This window comes from Sphingopyxis sp. 2PD (assembly GCF_005503695.1).
In the GTDB taxonomy this organism is placed as follows: Bacteria; Pseudomonadota; Alphaproteobacteria; order Sphingomonadales; family Sphingomonadaceae; genus Sphingopyxis.
Window position 1 is genome coordinate 75,847 of record NZ_SCMU01000010.1, and the last position, 20,796, is coordinate 96,642.

Annotated in this window: 18 protein-coding genes and 1 tRNA gene; 13 read left to right on the forward strand and 6 right to left on the reverse strand. The window is 65.0% G+C overall.

From position 1 onward, the window contains the following. Positions 1-44: 44 nt before the first annotated feature. The 5 genes from FFS18_RS09745 (at position 45) to FFS18_RS09765 (ending at position 5,027) form a co-directional block, all read left to right on the forward strand. Entirely contained in the window at positions 45-674 is a 630-nt protein-coding gene (locus FFS18_RS09745; RefSeq protein ID WP_137870646.1) for a phosphoribosylanthranilate isomerase, read from the forward strand. Continuing rightward, positions 671-1,903: a tryptophan synthase subunit beta gene (trpB, locus tag FFS18_RS09750; protein WP_137870647.1), complete on the forward strand. Its 1,233-nt coding sequence runs from the start codon at positions 671-673 to the stop codon at positions 1,901-1,903. Before FFS18_RS09745 ends, trpB begins: the two co-directional genes overlap by 4 nt. Further along, a complete protein-coding gene (gene trpA, locus FFS18_RS09755) occupies positions 1,900-2,691 on the forward strand; it encodes a tryptophan synthase subunit alpha (RefSeq protein WP_137870648.1) in 792 nt (263 codons plus the stop codon). The genes trpB and trpA overlap by 4 nt, the downstream gene beginning before the upstream one ends. Then, positions 2,688-3,539, forward strand: coding sequence for an acetyl-CoA carboxylase, carboxyltransferase subunit beta (gene accD, locus FFS18_RS09760; RefSeq protein WP_137870649.1), 852 nt, complete (start codon positions 2,688-2,690; stop codon positions 3,537-3,539). The genes trpA and accD overlap by 4 nt, the downstream gene beginning before the upstream one ends. Before the next feature lie 147 nt (positions 3,540-3,686). Then, on the forward strand, positions 3,687-5,027 hold the full coding sequence (locus tag FFS18_RS09765) for a bifunctional folylpolyglutamate synthase/dihydrofolate synthase (RefSeq protein WP_137870650.1): 1,341 nt from the start codon (positions 3,687-3,689) through the stop codon (positions 5,025-5,027). A gap of 157 nt (positions 5,028-5,184) precedes the next feature. Here FFS18_RS09765 and FFS18_RS09770 read toward each other — a convergent pair whose 3' ends face one another. Together FFS18_RS09770 and FFS18_RS09775 are read right to left on the reverse strand one after the other, a co-directional pair. Continuing rightward, on the reverse strand, positions 5,185-6,741 hold the full coding sequence (locus tag FFS18_RS09770) for an AmpG family muropeptide MFS transporter (protein WP_137870651.1): 1,557 nt from the start codon (positions 6,739-6,741) through the stop codon (positions 5,185-5,187). Between the two features lie 113 nt (positions 6,742-6,854). After that, a complete protein-coding gene (locus FFS18_RS09775) occupies positions 6,855-7,292 on the reverse strand; it encodes a response regulator (RefSeq protein WP_137870652.1) in 438 nt (145 codons plus the stop codon). A gap of 153 nt (positions 7,293-7,445) precedes the next feature. Between FFS18_RS09775 and FFS18_RS09780 the strand changes: the two genes are divergently transcribed. Together FFS18_RS09780 and rsmD are read left to right on the forward strand one after the other, a co-directional pair. Further along, complete coding sequence (locus FFS18_RS09780; protein WP_137870653.1) at positions 7,446-8,306, forward strand: pseudouridine synthase; 861 nt, start codon at positions 7,446-7,448, stop codon at positions 8,304-8,306. Further along, the gene (gene rsmD, locus FFS18_RS09785) at positions 8,306-8,848 is read left to right on the forward strand and encodes a 16S rRNA (guanine(966)-N(2))-methyltransferase RsmD (protein WP_137870669.1); all 543 of its coding nucleotides are present in this window, start codon (positions 8,306-8,308) and stop codon (positions 8,846-8,848) included. The genes FFS18_RS09780 and rsmD overlap by 1 nt, the downstream gene beginning before the upstream one ends. Here rsmD and FFS18_RS09790 read toward each other — a convergent pair. Beyond that, a complete protein-coding gene (locus tag FFS18_RS09790) occupies positions 8,835-10,103 on the reverse strand; it encodes an MFS transporter (RefSeq protein ID WP_137870670.1) in 1,269 nt (422 codons plus the stop codon). The genes rsmD and FFS18_RS09790 overlap by 14 nt on opposite strands. Before the next feature lie 132 nt (positions 10,104-10,235). Here FFS18_RS09790 and FFS18_RS09795 point away from each other — a divergent pair, with 132 nt between their 5' ends. The 4 genes from FFS18_RS09795 to FFS18_RS09810 all read left to right on the forward strand — a co-directional run bounded on the left by FFS18_RS09795 (position 10,236) and on the right by FFS18_RS09810 (position 15,811). Beyond that, a complete protein-coding gene (locus tag FFS18_RS09795; RefSeq protein ID WP_137870671.1) occupies positions 10,236-12,542 on the forward strand; it encodes an ATP-dependent helicase in 2,307 nt (768 codons plus the stop codon). A gap of 74 nt (positions 12,543-12,616) precedes the next feature. Next, positions 12,617-13,525, forward strand: a complete 909-nt coding sequence (locus tag FFS18_RS09800) for a DUF4349 domain-containing protein (protein ID WP_171005271.1) — start codon at positions 12,617-12,619, stop codon at positions 13,523-13,525. Between the two features lie 53 nt (positions 13,526-13,578). After that, entirely contained in the window at positions 13,579-14,625 is a 1,047-nt protein-coding gene (locus FFS18_RS09805) for an aspartyl/asparaginyl beta-hydroxylase domain-containing protein (protein ID WP_249340359.1), read from the forward strand. Between the two features lie 22 nt (positions 14,626-14,647). After that, positions 14,648-15,811 carry an acyl-CoA dehydrogenase family protein gene (locus FFS18_RS09810; RefSeq protein ID WP_120216319.1) on the forward strand — a complete coding sequence of 388 codons (1,164 nt, stop codon included), beginning with the start codon at positions 14,648-14,650 and terminating at the stop codon, positions 15,809-15,811. 26 nt (positions 15,812-15,837) lie between these two features. On the opposite strand, the gene FFS18_RS09815 is transcribed toward FFS18_RS09810, so the two are convergent. Beyond that, positions 15,838-15,913 (reverse strand) — tRNA-Ala (locus FFS18_RS09815). A gap of 96 nt (positions 15,914-16,009) precedes the next feature. Here FFS18_RS09815 and FFS18_RS09820 point away from each other — a divergent pair. Next, complete coding sequence (locus FFS18_RS09820; protein ID WP_120216320.1) at positions 16,010-17,026, forward strand: NADP-dependent oxidoreductase; 1,017 nt, start codon at positions 16,010-16,012, stop codon at positions 17,024-17,026. Between the two features lie 21 nt (positions 17,027-17,047). Here the strand turns inward: FFS18_RS09820 and FFS18_RS09825 are convergent, their stop codons facing one another. Further along, on the reverse strand, positions 17,048-18,454 hold the full coding sequence (locus FFS18_RS09825) for a DEAD/DEAH box helicase (protein WP_137870656.1): 1,407 nt from the start codon (positions 18,452-18,454) through the stop codon (positions 17,048-17,050). 112 nt (positions 18,455-18,566) lie between these two features. Further along, the gene (locus FFS18_RS09830) at positions 18,567-19,091 is read right to left on the reverse strand and encodes a hypothetical protein (RefSeq protein ID WP_120216322.1); all 525 of its coding nucleotides are present in this window, start codon (positions 19,089-19,091) and stop codon (positions 18,567-18,569) included. A 176-nt stretch (positions 19,092-19,267) separates the two neighbouring features. On the opposite strand from FFS18_RS09830, the gene FFS18_RS09835 reads away from it, so the two are divergent. After that, positions 19,268-20,692 (forward strand): FAD-binding oxidoreductase, encoded by a 1,425-nt coding sequence (locus tag FFS18_RS09835; protein WP_137870657.1) that lies wholly within the window; start codon positions 19,268-19,270, stop codon positions 20,690-20,692. The last annotated feature ends 104 nt before the right edge of the window (positions 20,693-20,796 follow it).

The window sequence follows — 20,796 nt, forward strand, 5'->3', positions numbered from 1 at the left end:
ATCTCGACTTCGCTCGATGCGAACGGATAGCTCGAGTCTGAACCATGTCCCCCTTCGTCAAAATCTGCGGCCTTTCCACCCCCGAAGCCGTCGACGCCGCCATCGAGCTGGGCGCCACGCATATCGGGCTCGTTCATTACGAGCCCAGCCCGCGGCACGTCGATCTCAAGACGGCCGCTGAACTGCGCAAGCGCGCCGGACGTCATGTCGAGGTCGCGTTGCTGCTCGTCAACGCGTCGCAGCAGCTGACCGGTGAGGCGCTAGCCGCGGTGCGTCCCGACATCATCCAGTTCCACGGCAATGAAAGCCCCGAATGGCTCGCCGTGGTCAAGCGGATCGCGCCCGCGCAGGTCTGGAAGGCCGTCGGCCTGAAGGACGCCGGAACGCTGGAGCGGGTCCAGAAGTATCAGGGAGCCGCCGACCGCATCCTGTTCGATGCCCCCGCAGCAGCGCTTCCCGGCGGGACCGGCACGCGTTTCGACTGGTCGCTGCTTCAAAATCATCGTCACACCATGGATTGGGGCGTTGCGGGCGGCCTGACCCCCGTGAACGTGGCCGAAGCGATCGCCGCGACCGGCGCGCCGCTGGTCGACGTGTCGTCAGGCGTCGAAAGCGCGCCGGGCGTGAAGGATGTGGACAAGATCGCCGCTTTCCTTAAAGCGGCGCGGTCATGAGCACTCAGCCCAACAGCTTTCGCACCCAGCCCGACGAGCGCGGCCATTTCGGGATTTTCGGCGGGCGCTTCGTCGCCGAAACGCTGATGCCGCTCATCCTCGACCTCGAACGCGAATATCGCGCCGCGCAGAGCGATCCCGCCTTCGCCGCCGAATTCGACGATCTGCTCACCCATTATGTCGGGCGCCCCAGCCCGCTCTATTATGCGGAACGGCTGACCGAGGAACTGCGCAAGGATGCCCCCGCGGGCAAGGGCGCGCAAATCTGGTTCAAGCGCGACGAGCTCAACCATACCGGCGCGCACAAGATCAATAATTGCATTGGGCAGATACTGCTCGCGCGCCGCATGGGCAAAACGCGGATCATCGCCGAGACCGGCGCAGGCCAGCATGGCGTCGCCACCGCGACCGTCTGTGCGCGCTTCGGCCTGCCGTGCGTCATTTACATGGGCGCACGCGACATGGAGCGGCAGCAGCCGAACGTGTTCCGCATGAAGCTGCTCGGCGCCGAAGTGATCGGGGTCGAAAGCGGCGCCCGGACGCTCAAGGATGCGATGAACGAGGCGCTGCGCGATTGGGTCGCGAATGTCCACGACACTTTCTATATCATCGGCACCGCTGCGGGCCCGCACCCCTATCCCGAACTCGTCCGCGATTTTCAGAGCGTGATCGGCAAGGAAACGCGCGCACAATTGCTCGAACGCACCGGGCGCCTGCCAGACCTGCTCGTGGCCGCGATCGGCGGCGGATCGAATGCGATCGGGCTGTTTCATCCGTTTCTCGACGACCCGTCGGTGCGGATGCTCGGTGTTGAAGCCGCAGGGCATGGGCTCGACAAGGAACATGCCGCCAGCCTCGCTGGCGGCGCGCCGGGCATTCTCCACGGCAACCGCACCTATCTGCTCCAGGGCGAGGATGGGCAGATCGACGAAGCGCATTCGATCAGCGCCGGCCTCGACTACCCCGGCATTGGCCCCGAACACGCCTGGCTGCGCGACATCGGCCGCGTCGAATATACCAGCGCGACCGATACGGAGGCGCTCGACGCATTCCAGCTGCTCTGCCGCACGGAGGGCATCATCCCCGCGCTCGAACCGTCGCACGCGATCGCCGCGGTGACCAAGGTGACGCGCGAGATGGACCGCGACGCGATTATCGTCGTCAATCTGTGCGGTCGCGGCGACAAGGACATCTTCACCGTCGCCGAGGCGTTGGGAACGCAGATATGACCCGCTTCGCTAACGCTTTCGCCAAGCCGCACGCTGCGCTCGTCACCTTCGTCACTGCCGGGGACGGCGACACCGCCGCCGTCCTCGACGCCCTCGTCGCGGGGGGAGCGGACGTCATCGAACTGGGTATGCCGTTCACCGATCCGATGGCCGACGGCCCCGCGATTCAGGCCGCGAACCTGCGCAGCTTTGCCGCCGGAACCACCACCGCCGACATCCTTGCCATCGCCAAGGGATTTCGCGCCCGCCATGCCGACATCCCGCTCGTCCTGATGGGCTACGCCAATCCGATGACCGTGCGCGGCGCCGACTGGTTCGCCGCTGCCTGCAAGGATTCAGGCGTCGATGGCGTCATCTGCGTCGACATTCCGTTCGAGGAAGACGACAGCCTTGGTCCCGCGCTGCGCGCTGCCGGGGTCGACCAGATCCGCCTCGCCACCCCGACCACCGACGCGGCGCGCCTGCCCGCGGTGCTCGATGGCGCGGGCGGTTTCCTCTATTATGTCAGCGTTGCCGGGATCACCGGGCTGCAACAGGCGGCGCAGGCGAGCATCGAGGAGGCCGTGACGCACCTCCGCGCCCAGACCGACCTGCCGATCGCGGTCGGCTTCGGCGTGCGCACCCCGGAACAGGCGGCGAATATCGCCCGCGTTGCCGATGGCGTCGTGGTCGGCTCGGCGCTGGTCGAACTCGTTGCGCAGCATGGCGCCGATGCGCCGCGCCACATCGAAAGCTTCACCCGCAGCCTGGCCGCTGCTATCCACGGCGCAAAGGAGATCGCCGCATGAGCTGGCTCGACCGCGTCCGCAACGCCCTGCCCTTTGGCGCCAAGCGCGATACCGCCGACAATTTGTGGCACAAATGCCGCCAGTGCCAGCAGATGGTGTTCGTCAAGGAATGGGAAGATAATCTGAACGTCTGCCCGCGCTGCGACCACCACGACCGCATCGGCGCGAAGGAACGCTTCGCGCAATTGTTCGACGGCGGGCTGCACGAGATGATCGCCGCGCCCGCGGCACCCGAAGATCCGCTCAAGTTCCGCGACACCAAAAAATATGTCGACCGCATCAAGGCGGCGCGCGCGCAGACCGGCGACCGCGACGCCTATCAAAACGCCTTTGGCCGCATTTCGGGCCAGGGCGTCGTGATCGGCGTGCAGGATTTTGCCTTCATGGGCGGGTCGATGGGCGTCGCGGTCGGCGAAGCCTTCGTCGCGGGGGTCGAAAATGCGATCAAGCGCGGCGCCCCCTATATCGCGATCACCGCCGCGGGCGGCGCACGGATGCAGGAAGGCACGCTGTCGCTGATGCAGATGCCGCGCGCGACGGTCGCCCTTGCGCGCCTGCGCCGCGCAGGCCTGCCCTATATCGTGCTGCTTACCGACCCGACGACGGGCGGCGTGACGGCCAGCTATGCGATGCTCGGCGACATCCAGATCAGCGAACCCAAGGCGCTGATCGGTTTTGCAGGCCAGCGCGTGATCGAGAATACGATCCGCGAAAAACTGCCCGAAGGCTTCCAGCGCGCCGAATATCTGCTCGATCACGGGATGATTGACATGGTGGTGCATCGCAAGGAGCTGCCCGAAACGCTGGGGCGCCTGATCGGTTATCTAGCGCCCGAAAAGGCGGCTTAGTTCTTCCCCTCCCTGCAAGGGAGGGGGTCAGGGGTGGGTCTCGGCGGTCGGGGCTCGATGCCCCGACCGCCGAAATCTCTTCCACGTTGCCGCGCGGCTCCGCCGCACCCACCCCCAGCCCCTCCCTTACAGGGAGGGGAGGAAACGATGCCCGACCACGCCCACTCATCCGACCCAGCCGTCCAAACCCAGATCGACCGCCTCGCCGCGCTCTCGCCGGGGCGCGATGTCCTCGGCCTCGAACGCATCGCCGAGCTGTGCGCGCGCCTCGGCAACCCGCAAAACCAGCTTCCGCGCACTTTCCACGTTGCCGGGACCAACGGCAAAGGCTCAACCTGTGCCTATCTGCGTGCGATCCTCGAAGCAGAGGGGCGCCGCGTTCACGCTTACACCAGCCCGCATCTCGTGCGCTTCAACGAGCGTATCCGGCTCGCCGGAACGCTGATCGACGACGCGCTGCTTGCCGCGCTGCTTGAAGAAGTGCTCGACGAAGCCGCGGATCTTCAAGCGAGCTTTTTCGAAATCACCACTGCTGCAGCCTTCCTTGCTTTCGCGCGCATCCCGGCGGACGACTGCATCATCGAGGTCGGGCTCGGCGGGCGCCTTGATGCGACGAACATCATTCCGCCCCCGGCGGTCGCCGGCATCGCTTCGCTCGGCATCGACCATGAGGCCTTCCTGCTTGCGCCCGAAGCCGGGACGCCGGGCGAGCCCGCAATGCGTATCGCGTGGGAAAAGGCTGGGATCATCAAGCCAGACACGCCCGTTGCCACCCTTGCCTATCCACCCCCCGTTCGCGACACCATCGCGGCGAGGGTCGCTGACGTCGGCGCGACGCTCTTTCCCGAAGGCGAGGTCTGGACGGTTGAGGCCGAAGGCGACGCCTTCCGTTGGCGTTCGAAGCTGGGCTCGGTCGAACCGCTACTCCAGCCGCGCATGGCCGGCGCGCACCAGATGCGCAACGCCGGGCTCGCCATCGCGATGCTGCGTTTGGCGCCCGATCCGCAGCCGACCGACGCGGCCATCGCGACCGGGGTCGGCAATGCCTTCTGGCCGGGCCGGATACAGCGCCTCGGCGCCGGGCCGCTCACCGCGCTGCTGCCCGCGGGCGCAGAGCTCTGGCTCGACGGCGGGCATAATCCCGATGCCGGGGTCGCGCTCGCCAAGGCGCTCGAAGGCCGCGCGCCGCTGCACATCGTCTGCGGCCTGTTGCGGAACAAGGACGCCACGGGCTTTCTGCGCCCGTTCGCCGATCGCATCGCGTCGTTTCAGGCTGTCCCGATCCCGGGCCACGAACATCACGATCCGAAGGATCTCTGCCATTGGGTCCAGGTCGACCTCGGCATAGCCGACGCGCAGCCGTGCGACGACGTCGGGGTCGCGCTCCGCCATATCGCGGCGCATCGGCCAGCGGGCGATGTCCTGATCTGCGGGTCGCTTTATCTGGCGGGCGTGGTGCTGGGCGCGAACGGCGAGATGCCGGTTTAGGGGATATCATGTGGGGGCGGTTCAACACCGCCCTTAGTTTCCGTTCGTGTCGAGCGTAGTCGAGACACGCGAAGGCACGCGATCCTCATGGGTGTCTCGACTTCGCTCGACACGAACGGGATGGACATGGTGGTTTGACCGCGCTCCCGGAAGCGGCTCACGCCACCTTCGGCGCCGGCCCCTTCCACGCCAGCAGCGCGCCAACGACCAGGGCGGCAAGCGACGCGTACATGATCTGCCACGCCAGCTCGAGCTGGTTGGCGAGCAACACGCCGACCACGCCCGCGACGATCAGCGCAAAGCCGGCGATGCGCGCGGCGCCGACGGGCTTGCGAAGCTTGCCTTCGTCGATCGCGCCGCTCTGGCGGATCGATTGCACGACATAGCCCTTGCGCCACATCATCCACAGCAGGATCATGCCCGGGATAGCGGCGAGGATCGTGAGCCCCCAGAAGCCTGTCCAACCCAGCCTTTCCGCGGCAAACCCGGCAGGCCCGGCCATGAAGGTTCGCCCGATCACCGCAACCGACGACAACAGCGCGAACTGCGTTGCGGTATAGGCGATGTTCGACAGTCCCGAGAGATAGACGGCTACGACAGTCAGGCCGATGCCGCTGGTGATATTCTCGGTCACGATCGCCGCCACCAGCATCCAATAGTCGTTGCCCACGATCGACAGCGCCATGAACATGACGTTCGAGAACATCATGAGCAGCACCGAAACCAGCAGCGCGCGGCCCATGCCGAGCCACAGCACGAACGGCCCGCCCAGCGCAGACCCGATAATCAGTGCAGCGAAGCCCCAGATCTTGTTCGCCGAAATATAGTCGAGGTCGGCGAAGCCGAGGTCGACGATCATCGGGCCGAGCATCGCCTGCCCCATCGCATCGCCGACCTTATAGACCAGGATGAACAGCAGGATCATCAGCGCGCCGTTACGGGTCAGGAACTCGCGGAACGGGTTGACCACCGTTTCGACGAGCCACTGCCCCGGCTTCATGCCCGATGCGCTACTGAAGCGGTCGACAAATTTGCCCTCACCCGCCCAGAAGGCGCCGAGGACCGCGGGAAGCACGCAGAGCGTCGTGAGCCCGTAGGCCATGGCCCAGCCAAGCCCCAGCCCTTCCTGCGAGGCGAAATAGATCGTCCCCGCGCCCGCGATCAGATTGCCGGTGCGATAGCCGAACTGGTTGGTGGCGGTACCGTGGGCGAATTCGTCCTCTTCGAGGATTTCGATGCGATAGGCGTCGATGACGATGTCCTGCGTTGCCGAAAAGAAGGCCGTGACGACCGCCCAGAACAGGAACCAGCGATAATCGTCCGGCTGCGGGTTGCTCGCGCCCATCTGCCAGATCGAGATCACAAGGAAGAATTGGACCAGAAACAGCCAGCTCCGCCGCTGGCCGAGCGCCTTGGTCAAGACGGGCAAAGGAATTTTGTCGACCAGCGGGGCCCACAGGAATTTGATCGTGTAGGGGATGCCGACCATCACCGCAAAGCCGATGGTTGTCGGCGTGAAGCCGACCTTTGCCAGCCAGAAGGTCATGGTGGCGGCAACCAGCGTGAACGGGAACCCGCTCGAAATGCCGAGAAGGAAAGCGACGGCGGGATTCTTGCGCAGATAGGGCCGGAAGGCCGGGACCGCGAGCGCGACGACGACCAGCCCGCCGAGGATGCCGGCAAAAATGAGAAAACGGATAAGGTCGACGGACATTCGGTGCTCCCCGCGGGCCGCGGGCGAGCGGCTCTGTGCTTGGCGTCAAGGCCTAAAGCCTTGGGGTCAAATTGGAAGCGGGTATTTGAGATGCACGCGGCCAGCCGTGCGGCTTACGCCGCCTCGGGGCGCCAATAGGTGGTGAGGCCGCTGACCTTGCGCGGCATCTTGTTCTGGCAGCTTATCGATTCCACCGCGCGCAACGCGGCAACGAGGGCCGAGGCGCTGTGCGGCTTGCTGAGGCAAGCCACCGCGATATCGCCAGCGTCGTCGGGGCATTGCCCGGTCACGAGCAGGACCGCGATACCCCGGTCGCGTGCCAGCCGCGCCACTTCGCGGCCCGTCATATGCCCGGCCAGCCCCAAATCGAGCACCAGTGCATCGACCTGATCAGCGGCGATGATCGGCACGGCCGCTTCGCCCGAATCGACCGTCGCGACGATATCGTAACCGCTGTGTTTCAGCGTCCGCTCGTTATCGAACGCGACCAGCGGATCATCCTCGATGATCAGCAGCCGCTTGATGCAGGACGGGCGGGACGCAAACAGCATGGATACTCCCTTTAACGGCGCCATGACGCGCCCGTTGGCACTGTGCAAGATTGCTTCTGCTTCCCATCGACGAAGCGACACTTTTCCGGCTATGAGCGTGGCTCAAGGGCAACACTGTGCCCCACATAATGACAAAAGGCCGTATCCGTTCCAATGACCACTCGCCGACCTCCCCGTGCCGCCCCGCGGACCGCGTCCAAAGCCGCCGGCGACCGCGACGCGCCAAGGGGACGCCGCGCCGCGCGCGGCGCCGCCTCCGCCCTCAAAACCAAGCCGGCAGAGGACGAGCGCGAAGATGGGCCGCAGCGGATCGCCAAGCTGCTGGCGCGTGCCGGCGTGGGATCGCGCCGCGACGTCGAACGGATGATCGAGGAAGGCCGCATCGCGCTGAATGGCCAGGTCATCGTTCAGCCCGCGCCTTTGCTCGCTTCGCTCGAAGGCCTGACGGTCGACGGCAATCCCGTCGCCAAACCCGTTTCGACGCGCCTCTACCGCTTTCACAAGCCTGCAGGCTGCCTGACCGCAGCCCGCGACCCCAAAGGCCGCAAGACCATCTATGACCTGTTGCCGCGCGATCTGCCGCGGCTGATGCCCGTCGGCCGTCTCGACTATAATACCGAGGGGCTGTTGCTGCTGACCAATGACGGCGAATTCAAGCGCCAGCTCGAGCTGCCCGCGAGCGGGGTCGAGCGCACCTATCGCGCGCGCGCCTTTGGCGACATCAGCCAGGCGCAGCTTGAGGAACTGGCGATGGGGATCGAGATCGACGGCGTTCGCTATGGCAAGATCGACGCGAACCTCGAGCGCCGCACGGGCCGCAACCAGTGGGTCGAAATGACGCTCACCGAAGGCAAGAACCGCGAAGTTCGAAAAGTGCTCGAACATTTCGGGCTTCAGGTGAGCCGCCTGATCCGGACCCGCTACGGCGCCTTTGAACTGGGCGGTATACCGCTGGGCGCGGTCGATGTCGTTCCGCGCGACGAATTGTTCAAATTCCGTCGGCAGATGGGATGATGCGGGTCATTTCGGGCGAATGGCGCGGCCGCAAGCTGCACGCGCCGAGGAATGACGCGACGCGCCCGACCGCCGACCGCACGCGCGAAACGCTGTTCTCGATGCTGACCAGCCGCGTCGGCAGTTTCGAGGGGCTGGTGGTCGCCGACCTGTTTGCGGGATCGGGCGCGCTCGGGATCGAGGCGCTGTCGCGCGGTGCCGAACAATGCCTGTTCGCCGAACAGGATCGCGACGCACTCGACGCGCTGCGCAAGAATCTGGCGACATTGGGCGCAACCGGGCGCGCCGATGTCCGCGCCGGGTCGGTGCTCGCGCTCGGTCCGGCGCCGCGCACCTACGACCTGCTGATGCTCGATGCACCCTATGGCACCGGTGCGGGCGGCGTGGCGCTCGACAAACTCGCTCGCCTCGGCTGGATCGGGCCGGACAGCTGGATTTCAATCGAGACGGCGCACAACGAAGACGTTGATGCTGCGGGGTTCGAAATCGATGCGACACGCAAGGTCGGCAAGGCCAAGCTGACGCTGCTCAGGCCTGCCTGATCATCTGCCGCCGCACCATCAGCAGCCCCAGCCAGCTCACCGCGCCCGCCAGCGCCAGATAAAGCCCGACCGTTTCGGTCCCGCCGCGTTCGGCGAGCGCCTGCGCGATGATCGGCGCCATCGCCCCGCCCAATATGCCGCCCGCGTTGAACGTCACCGACGCTCCGGTATAGCGGACGTGGACGGGAAACAACGCGGTCAGCCAGCTGCCGAGCGGACCATAGACCAGCCCCATCACGAACAGCGCGCTGGCCAGCCCCACAAAGATCATCAGCCAGCTTCCCGACGCCAACGCAGGCCCAAAGACGAAGCCGACGAGGATCGTCGCGCCGCAGCCCCAGGTCAGCACACGCTGCGCACTCGACGCGTCGCTCGCGTAGCCTGCAAAGATGATCCCCGCCGCCATGAACAGGATCGCGCCAAGCTGGATCAGCAGGAACTGCTCCTTGGGATAACCGAGCTCTGTCGTCCCGTGCGCCAGCGCGAAACTGGTCGCGAGATAGAAGATCGCGAAGCAGGCGACGACCGCGAACGTGCCCGCGAGCGTCGGCAACATATGATGCCGGAGTAATTCGCCGATCGGGACGCCCACCGGCTTGTCCTTCTCCAGCGCTTCCTGAAAATCGGGCGTCTCGCCGATCTTCAGCCGCACCCAGAGGCCAAGCCCGACGAGCAGCGCCGAAAAGAGGAAGGGAATCCGCCAGCCCCAGCTCGTAAATTCGGCATCGCTGAGGCCGAGCCCGAGCAGCAGGAAAAGCCCGTTGGCCGCGATAAATCCGACCGGTGCGCCCAATTGCGGAAACATGCCGAAGCGCGATTTCCAGCCCGGCGGCGCGTTTTCGACCGCCAGCAGCGCTGCCCCGCCCCACTCGCCGCCGAGCCCGAAGCCTTGCCCGAACCGAAGGACGCAAAGCAGAAGCGGCGCGACCCAGCCCACCATCGCGTAGGTCGGCAGGAAGGCGATCAGCAGCGTCGAGGCGCCCATCAGCATCAGCGAGGAGACGAGCGTCGATTTGCGCCCGATCCGGTCGCCATAATGACCGAATACGATCGCGCCGACGGGCCGCGCGAAAAAGGCAAGGCCAAAGCTCATGAAGCTCAGCATCAGCTGCGCCGACGGCGATTCGGACGGAAAGAAGAGCGGCCCGAACACGAGCGCTGCGGCCGTCCCGTAGATATAGAAATCGTAAAACTCGACTGCCGTGCCGACAAGGCTCGCGGTCAGGATGCGCCGATGCTGTCGATAGGGTGCCAGTTCCACGCCTAATGCCCCTTCCCGGATTGATGGCGCCGCCTTGGACGCGACGAGGCGATCGGTGCAAGGTCAAAATGCGCCTGCTCGCGCTGGACAGCCTGCCCTGCGTTCCCTAATCGTTCGCGCGTGAACATGCCCCCCATCTCGACCACCGACCTGACCCGCCCCGACCCGTCGGACCCGCCCTACCTGCAAGGCTTGAACGGGCCGCAGCGGCAGGCCGTGCTGACGACCGAGGGGCCGGTACTGATGCTCGCGGGCGCAGGCACGGGCAAAACCGCGGCGCTGACCGCACGGCTGGCGCACATCATCGCGACGCGGCGCGCCTGGCCGTCCGAAATCCTCGCGGTGACCTTTACCAACAAGGCGGCGCGCGAGATGCGCGAGCGTATCGGACGGATGATCGGCGACGCGGTTGAAGGGATGCCTTGGCTCGGTACCTTTCACAGCATCGCGGCAAAGATGCTCCGCCGCCACGCCGAACTGGTGGGTTTGCAGAGCAATTTCACCATCCTAGACACCGACGACCAGCTTCGCGTGCTCAAGCAGCTGATTCAGGCCGAAGGCCTCGACGAGAAGCGCTGGCCCGCGCGTCAGCTCGCGGGGCTCATTGATAAATGGAAAAACCGCGGACTGACCCCCGCCGACCTCGATGCCGCCGACAAGGAAGCCTATGCCGATGGCAAGGGGCAGCATTTCTACGCGCTCTATCAGGCGCGGCTGAAGACGCTGAACGCCTGCGACTTCGGCGACCTGCTGCTCCACATGCTCGTGATCCTGAAAACGCACCGCGACGTGCTGGAGCAGTATCAGCAGCGCTTCAAATATGTGCTCGTCGACGAATATCAGGACACCAACGCCAGCCAATATCTCTGGCTCCGCCTGCTCGCGCAGGCGCGCAAGAATATCTGCTGCGTCGGCGACGACGACCAGTCGATCTATTCGTGGCGCGGCGCCGAGGTCGCGAACATATTGCGCTTCGAAAAGGATTTTCCCGGCGCGACCGTCATCCGCCTCGAACAAAATTACCGCTCGACGCCGCAGATCCTTGCCGCCGCCTCGGCGCTGATCGCGCAGAACTCGGACCGGCTTGGCAAGACGCTGTGGACCGAACTCGAACCCGGCGACAAGCTCCGCGTCGTCGGCGTGTGGGACGGGCCAGAAGAGGCGCGGCGGATCGGCGAGGAACTCGAAACGCTCCAGCATCGGCAGGTCAGCCTCGACCGCGCCGCGATCCTCGTCCGCGCGCAGTTCCAGACGCGCGAGTTCGAGGACCGCTTCATCGCGATCGGCATGCCCTATCGCATCGTCGGCGGTTTCCGCTTCTACGAGCGCGCTGAAATCCGCGACGCGCTCGCCTATCTCCGCCTCGTCCAGTCACCCGCCGACGACCTCGCCTTCGAGCGCATTGTCAATGTTCCGAAGCGCGGGCTCGGCGACAAGGCGTTGCAACGCATCCACCAGTTCGCGCGCGCTGAACGTGCCCCGCTGTTCCACGCCGCGTCGCGGATCACCGAAACCGACGAACTGACCCCGCAGGCGCGCCGACAGCTCGCAAGTTTCGTCGCCCAGATGCGCAATTGGCAAAGCAAGGCCAACGAGCTGTCGCACCCCGAGCTGACCCAGCTGATCCTCGACGAATCGGGCTATACCGCGATGCTCCAGGCCGACCGCAGCGCCGAGGCCGCGGGGCGCCTCGAAAACCTCTCCGAACTCGTTCGCGCGATGGAGGAATATGAGACGCTCGAGGAATTTCTCGAGCATGTCAGCCTCGTCATGGACCGCGACAATGACGATCAGGTCGAGACGGTCACGATCATGACGATTCACGCCGCCAAGGGGCTCGAATTCGACCATGTCTTCCTTGCGGGCTGGGAAGACGGCGTGTTCCCGTCGCAGCGGTCGATGGACGAAGGCGGTATCGCCAGTCTCGAGGAGGAACGCCGCCTCGCCTATGTCGCGATCACCCGCGCCCGCCAGCGCGCGAGCATCTATCACGCCGCGAACCGTCGCATCTACGGCCAGTGGATGAGCAGCATCCCAAGCCGCTTCATCGCCGAAATCCCACCCGAACATGTCGACAGCGAAAACAGCTTCGGCGGCGGACAGAGCCTGTGGCGCGCCAATTGGTCGGCGCAGGGCGATCCCTTCGCGCATGTTGCGGAACGGCAGCCGTCGCGGATCATGACACGCGGCCCGGCGTGGCAGCGCGCCACCGCGCAATCGTCGACGATCACGCGCGCTCCTGCCCCGAGCGAAAAAGGCCCGGCGGCGTCGGTCGGCGCCAAACCGCGCGCCGACCTCGCGATCGGGATGCGCGTGTTCCACGAAAAATTCGGCTATGGCGAAATCGCCGACATCGACGGCAACAAGCTGGAAGTCGCCTTTGAACAGGCGGGCAGCAAGCGCGTGCTTGACAGTTTCGTCCGCCTCGCCTGAGCCTATTGTCAACTGGAACAGTTATGTTATGTCATCCCACGCGACCATCGAGTCGCGCTTTGGGAGAATCCTCGATGAAAATGAAGCTCTTAGCGGGCGCGATGGCGCTCGCCCTGGTCGGCTGTTCGGAACAATCTTCCGACGAAGCAAGCACCGGCACTGCCACCGACACCGAAGCCCCCGCGGTCGCCGAAGAAAGCGCCGATGCCGCGGCAGCCCCCCGCATCGGCATTGAGGCGGCTCCCGGCGTCGCCTTCGACTATGCCTACACCTTCCGCCTGGTCGACAAGCACATCGCCCGTGTACAGGAGGAACATGCCGCCGCCTGCGAAACATTGGGCGTCCAGCGTTGCCGCATCGTCGATGTCCGCTATCAGCTGAGCGATGAAAAGCTCGTCGAGGCGCAAACCCAGTTCAAACTCGAACCCGGCATCGCCCGCAGGTTCGGCGCCAATGCGATCGCCAGCGTCGAAAAGGCCGAGGGAGTGCTCGCCGACGCCAGCGTGGCCGGCGAAGATGTCGGCACCAATATCCTCGCCTCGCAGCAGCGCAGCGCCGGGTCGGAAGCCGAGATCGCGCGACTGGAGTCACGGCTCAAAGCGGGCGGGCTCGACAAGCGCGAGCGCGCAGAGCTGCTATCGCAAATCAGCCAGCTCCGCGGACAGCTCGGCGATGAACGCCAGAGCCGCCGCACGGGCGAAGCGCGGATCGCGTGGACGAGCGTGGCGTTCAATTACGTCAGCGACGGCGGCTTGCCCGGGATCGGCCACGAGAACCCCTTTGCCAATGCGGGCGAGACGCTGATGCGCAGCGGCAGCACCGCGCTGGCCTTTGTCCTGACGCTCGGCGCCGCGGTCCTGCCGTGGGGCATATTGCTCGCGCTGCTCATCGCCTTCTGGCGCAGCCGCTTCGTCGGCGCCGTTCGCCAGCAATTGCGAAGCACGCAAAAGGCGGTTGATCCGGTGATACCGCCTGGCGTCTGACACGAAGCGGCGCGCCGTTTGCAAAGGGCGGTTGCTGCGTTATGGCGTGGTCGATGACGCAGCAACCGACATGGCTGGAGCAAGCGCGCGACGCCGAACGCCGCGGCGATGTCGAGGCCGAAGCCGCTATTCTGCGGGCGGCGATCCAGGCCGATCGTGCCAACATCGCCGCGATCCTGGCGATGGCCGAATTGCAGCGCAGCTTGCAAGACGACCGCGCGGCGGGGACCTTCTATCGGCTGGCGCTCGGCACCGCGGCCCAGATGGGCAATGTGCCGACCTCGCTTCATCCGGGCCTTCAGCGCGCCGAACAGTTCATCGTGGCGTCCGAACGCGCCTTTGCCGACCATTTGCTGGGCCAATTGCGCGGCGCGGGTATCGATGCGCGAACCGCGGCACCGCGCGTTGCCGAAGCGCTGCGCCTGCTGGCGGGCGAACAGCAAGTCTATCTGCAGCAACCGAACATGTTTTATTTCCCCGGCCTTGCGCAGCGGCCTGTCTTCGACCGCGCCATGTTCGATTGGGTCCCGGCGATCGAGGCCGCGACCGATGCCATTCGGGCCGAGCTGCTGGCGTTGACCGACATCGCATCGGATCGCTTCGGTCCCTATGTCACCGCCGCACCCAATCGCCCGCCACCGAATAATCCGCTGCTCGATAAACCCGATTGGGGCGCGGCGTGGCTGTGGAAGGACGGCAAGGTCGCCGATGGGATGGACCTGCTTTGCCCCGCCACGCTTGCTGCGCTCGAATGCGCACCCCAACCGGTCATCCCGGGCCGCGCCCCGCTCGCGCTATTTTCGCGCCTGACCCCCGGCACGCACATCCAGCCGCATCACGGCATGCTCAATACGCGGCTGATCTGCCACCTTCCGCTCGTGGTACCCGATGGCTGCGGCCTGCGCGTCGGCCCCGAAACGCTTGGCTGGACCGAGGGCGAATTGCTGATTTTCGACGACAGTTTCGAACATGAAGCGTGGAATCGCGGCACCAGCGATCGTACCGTCCTGCTGTTCGAAATCTGGCGTCCCGACATCGATGCCGACGAGCGGGAACAGCTGACCCGCATTTTCTCGGCGATCGACAGCTATTCGGAATAATGGACCAAGGGACAGGAAAATAATGACCAATCCGGGAATGGACGCCGACATCTACGACGCCTTTATCGAGCAGTTGCAGCGCTATGTTCGCGAGCGACTGATCCCGGCGGAGGACCAGCTTGAAGAACTGGGCCGCGTCCCCGACGACATCTTGGCCGAAATGCGCGACATGGGCCTGTTCGGGGTGACCATGCCCGAACAATATGGCGGTGCGGGCATGAATATCAGCCAATATGTCGGCTTCATCCGTGAAATCGCCTATGCCTCGCCGGCCTATCGCTCGATCGTATCAATCAACATCGGCATGGTGTGCAAATCGCTGCTCGGCTTTGGTACCGAGCAACAGAAGGAATATTGGCTGCCCAAGCTGGCGACGGGCAGCATTGCAGCCTTTGGCCTGACCGAGCCCGACAGCGGATCGGACAGCGCAGCGATGAAGACCCGCGCGGTACGCGACGGCAATGGCTATGTGCTGAACGGCACCAAACGCTATATTACCAATGCGCCCTTTGCCGACATGATCCTTGTGATGGCGCGCACCAATGTCGAGCCGCTGCCCAAGAACGCGCACGTCAGCGCGTTCCTTGTCCCGCGCGATGCGCCCGGCGTCTCGATCGGCAAGCCCGATGGCAAAATGGGCCAGGCCGGATCACAGATCGCCGATGTCATCCTGGAAGACGTTCATGTCGACGGCGACGCGCTGCTCGGCGGCGAGGAAGGCATCGGCTTTCGCGCCGCGATGCAGAGCCTCGACAATGGGCGCCTGTCGGTTGCGGCCGCCAGCGTCGGCTATGCCAAGCGGATGCTCGACGCGGGGCTGAAATATGCCATGGAACGAAAGGCGTTCGGCGAACCGATTGCCAATTTCCAGCTGATCCAGGCGATGCTTGCCGACAGCAAGGCCGAAATCTATGCCGCCGACTGCATGCTGAACGACGCCTGCGCGCGCGCCGATCGCGGCGAGAAAATCCTGGTCGAGGCAGCCGCAACCAAGATGTTCGCCAGCGAAATGTGCGGCCGCGTCGCCGACCGGGTGGTCCAAATCCACGGCGGCGCTGGCTATCTGAAGGAATATCTCGCCGAGCGCTTCTATCGCGACTGCCGCATTTACCGCATTTATGAAGGAACGACGCAGATCCAACAGCTAGTCATCGCGAAGAACATGATCCGCGATTACGCGGGCTGATCGGTCGTGAGGGTGGATGGGGTCGCTGGTGGAGCCGAGGGGAATCGAACCCCTGACCTCTGCAGTGCGATTGCAGCGCTCTCCCATCTGAGCTACGGCCCCGCGACCGCGGCGTAATAAACGCACCGCATTGCAGTTGGCAACGGCTTTTCTGACCACCGCCGTCATCGCCGCGCAAATCAGGGAATGGGGGTTCCGATGAGCAAAGCCTGGCATTTGATCAGCCGCCCGCAGGGGCTGCCGACGATGGACAATTTCGCGCTGCGCGAGATGCCCGATACGGCGCTGGAACCCGATCAGCTGCGCGTGCGCAACCTGTGGCTGTCGGTCGATCCCTATATGCGCGGACGGATGAACGACGCCAAAAGCTATGCCGCGAGCTTCCAGCTCGACCAACCGATGACGGGCGGCGCCATCGGCGAGGTGACCGAGAGCCGAATGGACGGTTTCGCGCCCGGCGACCTGATCCTGCACATGGGCGGCTGGCGCGACGGCGGCGTCGTCGGACTCGACATGATGCCGAACAAGCTGCCGCGCGCGGCGCTGGACGCGGGGATGACGCCGCAGACCTTCCTGCACAATATGGGCCTGACCGGCGGCACCGCGTGGATCGGGCTGCTCCGCGTCGCCGCAGCGAAACCGGGCGATGTGGTGTTCGTGTCGGCCGCGGCGGGCGCGGTCGGGTCGGCGGTGGTCCAGATCGCCAAGGCGCGCGAGATGACGGTTATCGGTTCGGCTGGCGGAGCGGAAAAATGCGCATGGGTCAAGGAACTTGGGGCCGATGCGATGGTCGATTACAAGGCTGGCCCGGTGCTTGCGGGGCTGGCGCAGGCACTCGGCGACCTCGGCAAACCGGGGATTGACGTCTATTTCGACAATGTCGGCGGCGAACATCTCGACGCCGCCTTTGCGACGGCCAATGATTTCGCACGTTTTGCGATCTGCGGGATGATCGACGTCTATAATGACGGCAAGGCGCAGGAGATGAAATATCTCATCCGTTCGATCCCGGCGCGGATCCGCATGGAAGGCTTTATTTACACCGACCAGTTCTTCGACTGCATGGAAGAATTTTACGCCGACATGGGCGGCCTGATCGCCAGCGGCGCGGTCACGATCCGCGAAACGGTGCACAACGGAATTGAATCAGCGCCTGACGCCTTCCTCGGCCTGTTTTCCGGCGCCAATATGGGGAAGATGCTGGTCAAGCTCTGACGAACCTGACCGACTAATCGCTCAGCTCCCGAAACCGACTGACAAGAAGCTTGGGGTCGGGCCGTTCCAGCCGTCGTCGGGGCCATCCTGATCGTCGTGCCGCGGCGCAGGTTTCGGCTTTGACGGTACGGCCGACTTGCGATCGTCGCGCGACTTGGTCGCCTTGGCCGGGGCGGCTTTGGCTTCGTCGCGCGGCTGCTCTGCAACCTTGTCCGCCTTGGCGCCGCGACCGCGGCCACCACGCTCCGAGCGCGCCCGGCGCGGCTTGTCGTCCGCTTCGCGGGGTGCCGCAGGGGCGCCGTCGGCGGAGACGGCATCACCACCATGGACCGGAATTTTATAGCCGGTCAGTTTCTGGATATTGTCGATCGCCTCGTCATCCGACGGGGTCGCCAGCGTGAATGCGCGGCCCTTGGCGCCAGCGCGCCCCGTGCGGCCGATGCGGTGGACATAATCGTCGGGGTGCCACGGGGCGTCGAAGTTGAAAACATGGCTGACGCCCTTGACGTCGAGGCCGCGCGCCGCGACGTCCGACGCGACCAAGATATTGATCGTGCCATTCTTGAACCGGTCGAGTTCGGCGGTGCGGCTCGACTGGTCCATGTCGCCTTGGATCTCGCCCGCGCTATAGCCCGAACGCTGGAGCACCTTCGCCAATTCGCGCACCGTCGTCTTGCGGTTGCAAAAGATGATCGCGGTGTTGACGTCCTCCGCTTCGAGCAAGCCGCGCAGGGTATCGCGCTTGCCGCGTTCCGATGTCTTGACCAGAAACTGTTCGATATTCTCGTTTCGGCTTGCCGGGCGCGCGACTTCGACCGTTTTCGGGTTCGACAGGAATTTGTCGGCCAGCCGCTTGATCGGTGCGGGCATCGTCGCCGAGAACAGCAGGGTCTGACGGTTTGCCGGCAATTTGGTGCAGATATTCTCGATGTCGGGGATGAACCCCATGTCGAGCATGCGATCGGCTTCGTCGATCACCAGCAGGTTGCACCCGGTGAGCAGGATCTTGCCGCGTTCGAACAGGTCCATCAGGCGGCCCGGCGTCGCGATCAGCACGTCGACGCCCTTTTCCAGCGCCTTCACCTGATCGCCCATCTGGACCCCGCCGATCAGCAGCGCCATCGAAAGCTTGTGGTATTTGCCGTATTTTTCAAAATTTTCGGCCACCTGCGCCGCGAGCTCACGCGTCGGCGCGAGGATCAGCGAGCGCGGCATCCGTGCCCGCGCGCGACCGTGGGCCAGGATGTCGATCATCGGCAAAACGAACGACGCGGTCTTTCCCGTACCCGTCTGGGCAATGCCGATGATGTCGCGCATCATCAGGACCGAGGGGATCACCCCCGCCTGAATCGGCGTCGCTTCGTCATAGCCCGACTCGTCGATGGCGCGTAACAGTTCGTCGGAAAGGCCGATCTCGGCAAATTTCATGAGGTACCATGTCCGGAAAAAGAGGTGACGCTCAGCCTTCCACGCAGGCGGCGCTGCGCGGGCCTTGGGCAAATGGCGATGAAAAGTCAAGAAATGGCGACGAAATGCGCAATCAATCGTCGTCGCGGACCGGAACCATCAACCGAAACTTGTCGATTTCGCATTTGGCGCCAGTTCGCGCGTGGATCTGATCGCGATCCTCGCACAAATTTCCGTCCTTGCTGCCCTGCATGTAGAAACCGGCATAGAAGTCGAGCGCCCGGCACCCCCGATTGAGCTGCGCCCGCAGCCGCTGCTTCTGCCGGGTGATGATGTCGATGCTGTCGCGCTGGGTCGCCTGCATCCCCATGATGTTGCGCATCGCGACACATTTGGGCGCCTTTTTCTCTTTCCAGACGATCGGGATTTCGGTCGCACGCCGCGACGGCATCGGTCCAGCGGCGAAATTGTTGAGCTGCGAACGCTGCGCCGGAACGCGAATGATCAATTGCTGTTCGATCACCACCTGCCAGAACGCGCTGATCTGTTCGGGCGTCGGCGCGGTCAGCGCGACCAGCGGTTCGGGCGCGGCGACCGGCGGCAAAGCATCGCCCGCCGGGGCTGCCGCCGCAATCCACAGGGCCGCCGCCGTCAGCACCAGCGCGCTGCCGCTCCTTCGGCGTCCTGATCGAAATTGCTGGTCACTCTTTGCTCCCGCGTCCAAACCCTCTGGACGAAAATCCGGTATTCATCCAATCCCGCCTTAACAGCCATGATTGAACATCAAATGAACTATATTCGCCCGCGCGCCGCCGCAAGGTGGGAAAACAAGGCATGAGCCCGGCGCCATCGCCCGATCTGCTCGCTCGTCTGGCCGCGTTGCTGGGACCCAAGGGCTATATGGCCGACCCCGACAGCATGGCGCCCTGGCTGACCGACTGGCGCGGCAAATATACCGGGCGCGCCGCGGCGATGTTGTCGCCGGGATCGACCGAAGAGGTCGCGGCGGTCGTGCGCCTGTGCGCCGCTGAACAGGCAGCGCTGGTGCCGCAGGGCGGCAATAGCGGGATGGTTGGCGGCGCTACCCCCGACCCCGGCGGCAACCAGCTGTTGCTGAGCCTGCGCCGCATGAACCGTATCCGCAGCATCGATGCAGCGGCGCAGGTTGCGGTGGCCGAGGCGGGTGTCATTCTGGAGAACTTTCATCATGCCGCGCTTGCGCACGGGCTGCGTTTTCCGCTGACCCTCGGTGGCAAGGGGTCCGCGACGATCGGCGGCCTCGTGTCGACCAATGCCGGCGGCACCCAGGTGCTGCGTCACGGCACGATGCGCGCGCTGGTTGCGGGGATCGAGGCGGTCCTGCCCGACGGCAGCATCTTTGACGGCCTCGCACCGCTCAAGAAGGACAATCGCGGCTACGACCTGCGGCACCTGCTCTGCGGTGCGGAGGGTACGCTTGGCATCGTGACCGCCGCGACGCTGCACCTCGTTCCAGCGGCGATCGCCCACTGCACCGCGTGGATCGCGATCGATTCGCCGGAGCAGGCGCTACGCCTCCTTCGCCAGCTCGACGCCAGCATCGGACGCGAACTCGAAGGGTTTGAGATCATTCCGCACGCCTGCCTGGATGCAGTGCTGCGCCACATTCCGCAAACCCGCGCCCCGATCGCCGCGCCGCATCCCTGGTATGTGCTCGCCGAGCTCGCGGGCGACAATCAACAGGAATTGAGCGATGCGCTCGAACGCCAACTTGCCACGGCGCTCAATGCGGGGCTGATCCGCGACGTCGTGATCGCCAAGAACGATCGCGAAAGCGACGATTTCTGGCGCCTGCGCGACTCCATTTCAGAGGCGGAACGCGCCGAGGGGCCGGCGCTGCAGCATGACGTCAGCGTCCCGGTCGATCTGATGCCGACCTTCATCGCTGACAACCCGGCGCGGCTGGCCGCAGCCTTCCCCGGCGCCCGTGCGCTGTCGTTCGGGCATCTTGGCGATGGCAATGTCCACCATCATGTCCAACCGCCGGTGGGGACCGACGGCGCGGCGTGGCTGGCCAAGCATGGCGCCGGGGTCAGCCGCCTCGTCTATGCGCATGTCATCGAACTTGGCGGTTCGCTGTCCGCCGAACACGGCATCGGCCAGCTGAAACGCGACGTCATGGCCGAACTCGACAGCCCAGCGCGACTGGCCGCGCTGCGTGCGATCAAGGCCGGTCTCGATCCGGCGGGGATTCTAAATCCCGGCAAGCTGATCGGCTGATGCCGTAACCGCCGCCGATCATCGCCCCCTTGCGCCACGCGGCGCGGGTCAATAAGGCGCGCTGTTATCTTTTGCGTCCCGGCTGGTCGGGGCGTCCTACCGGA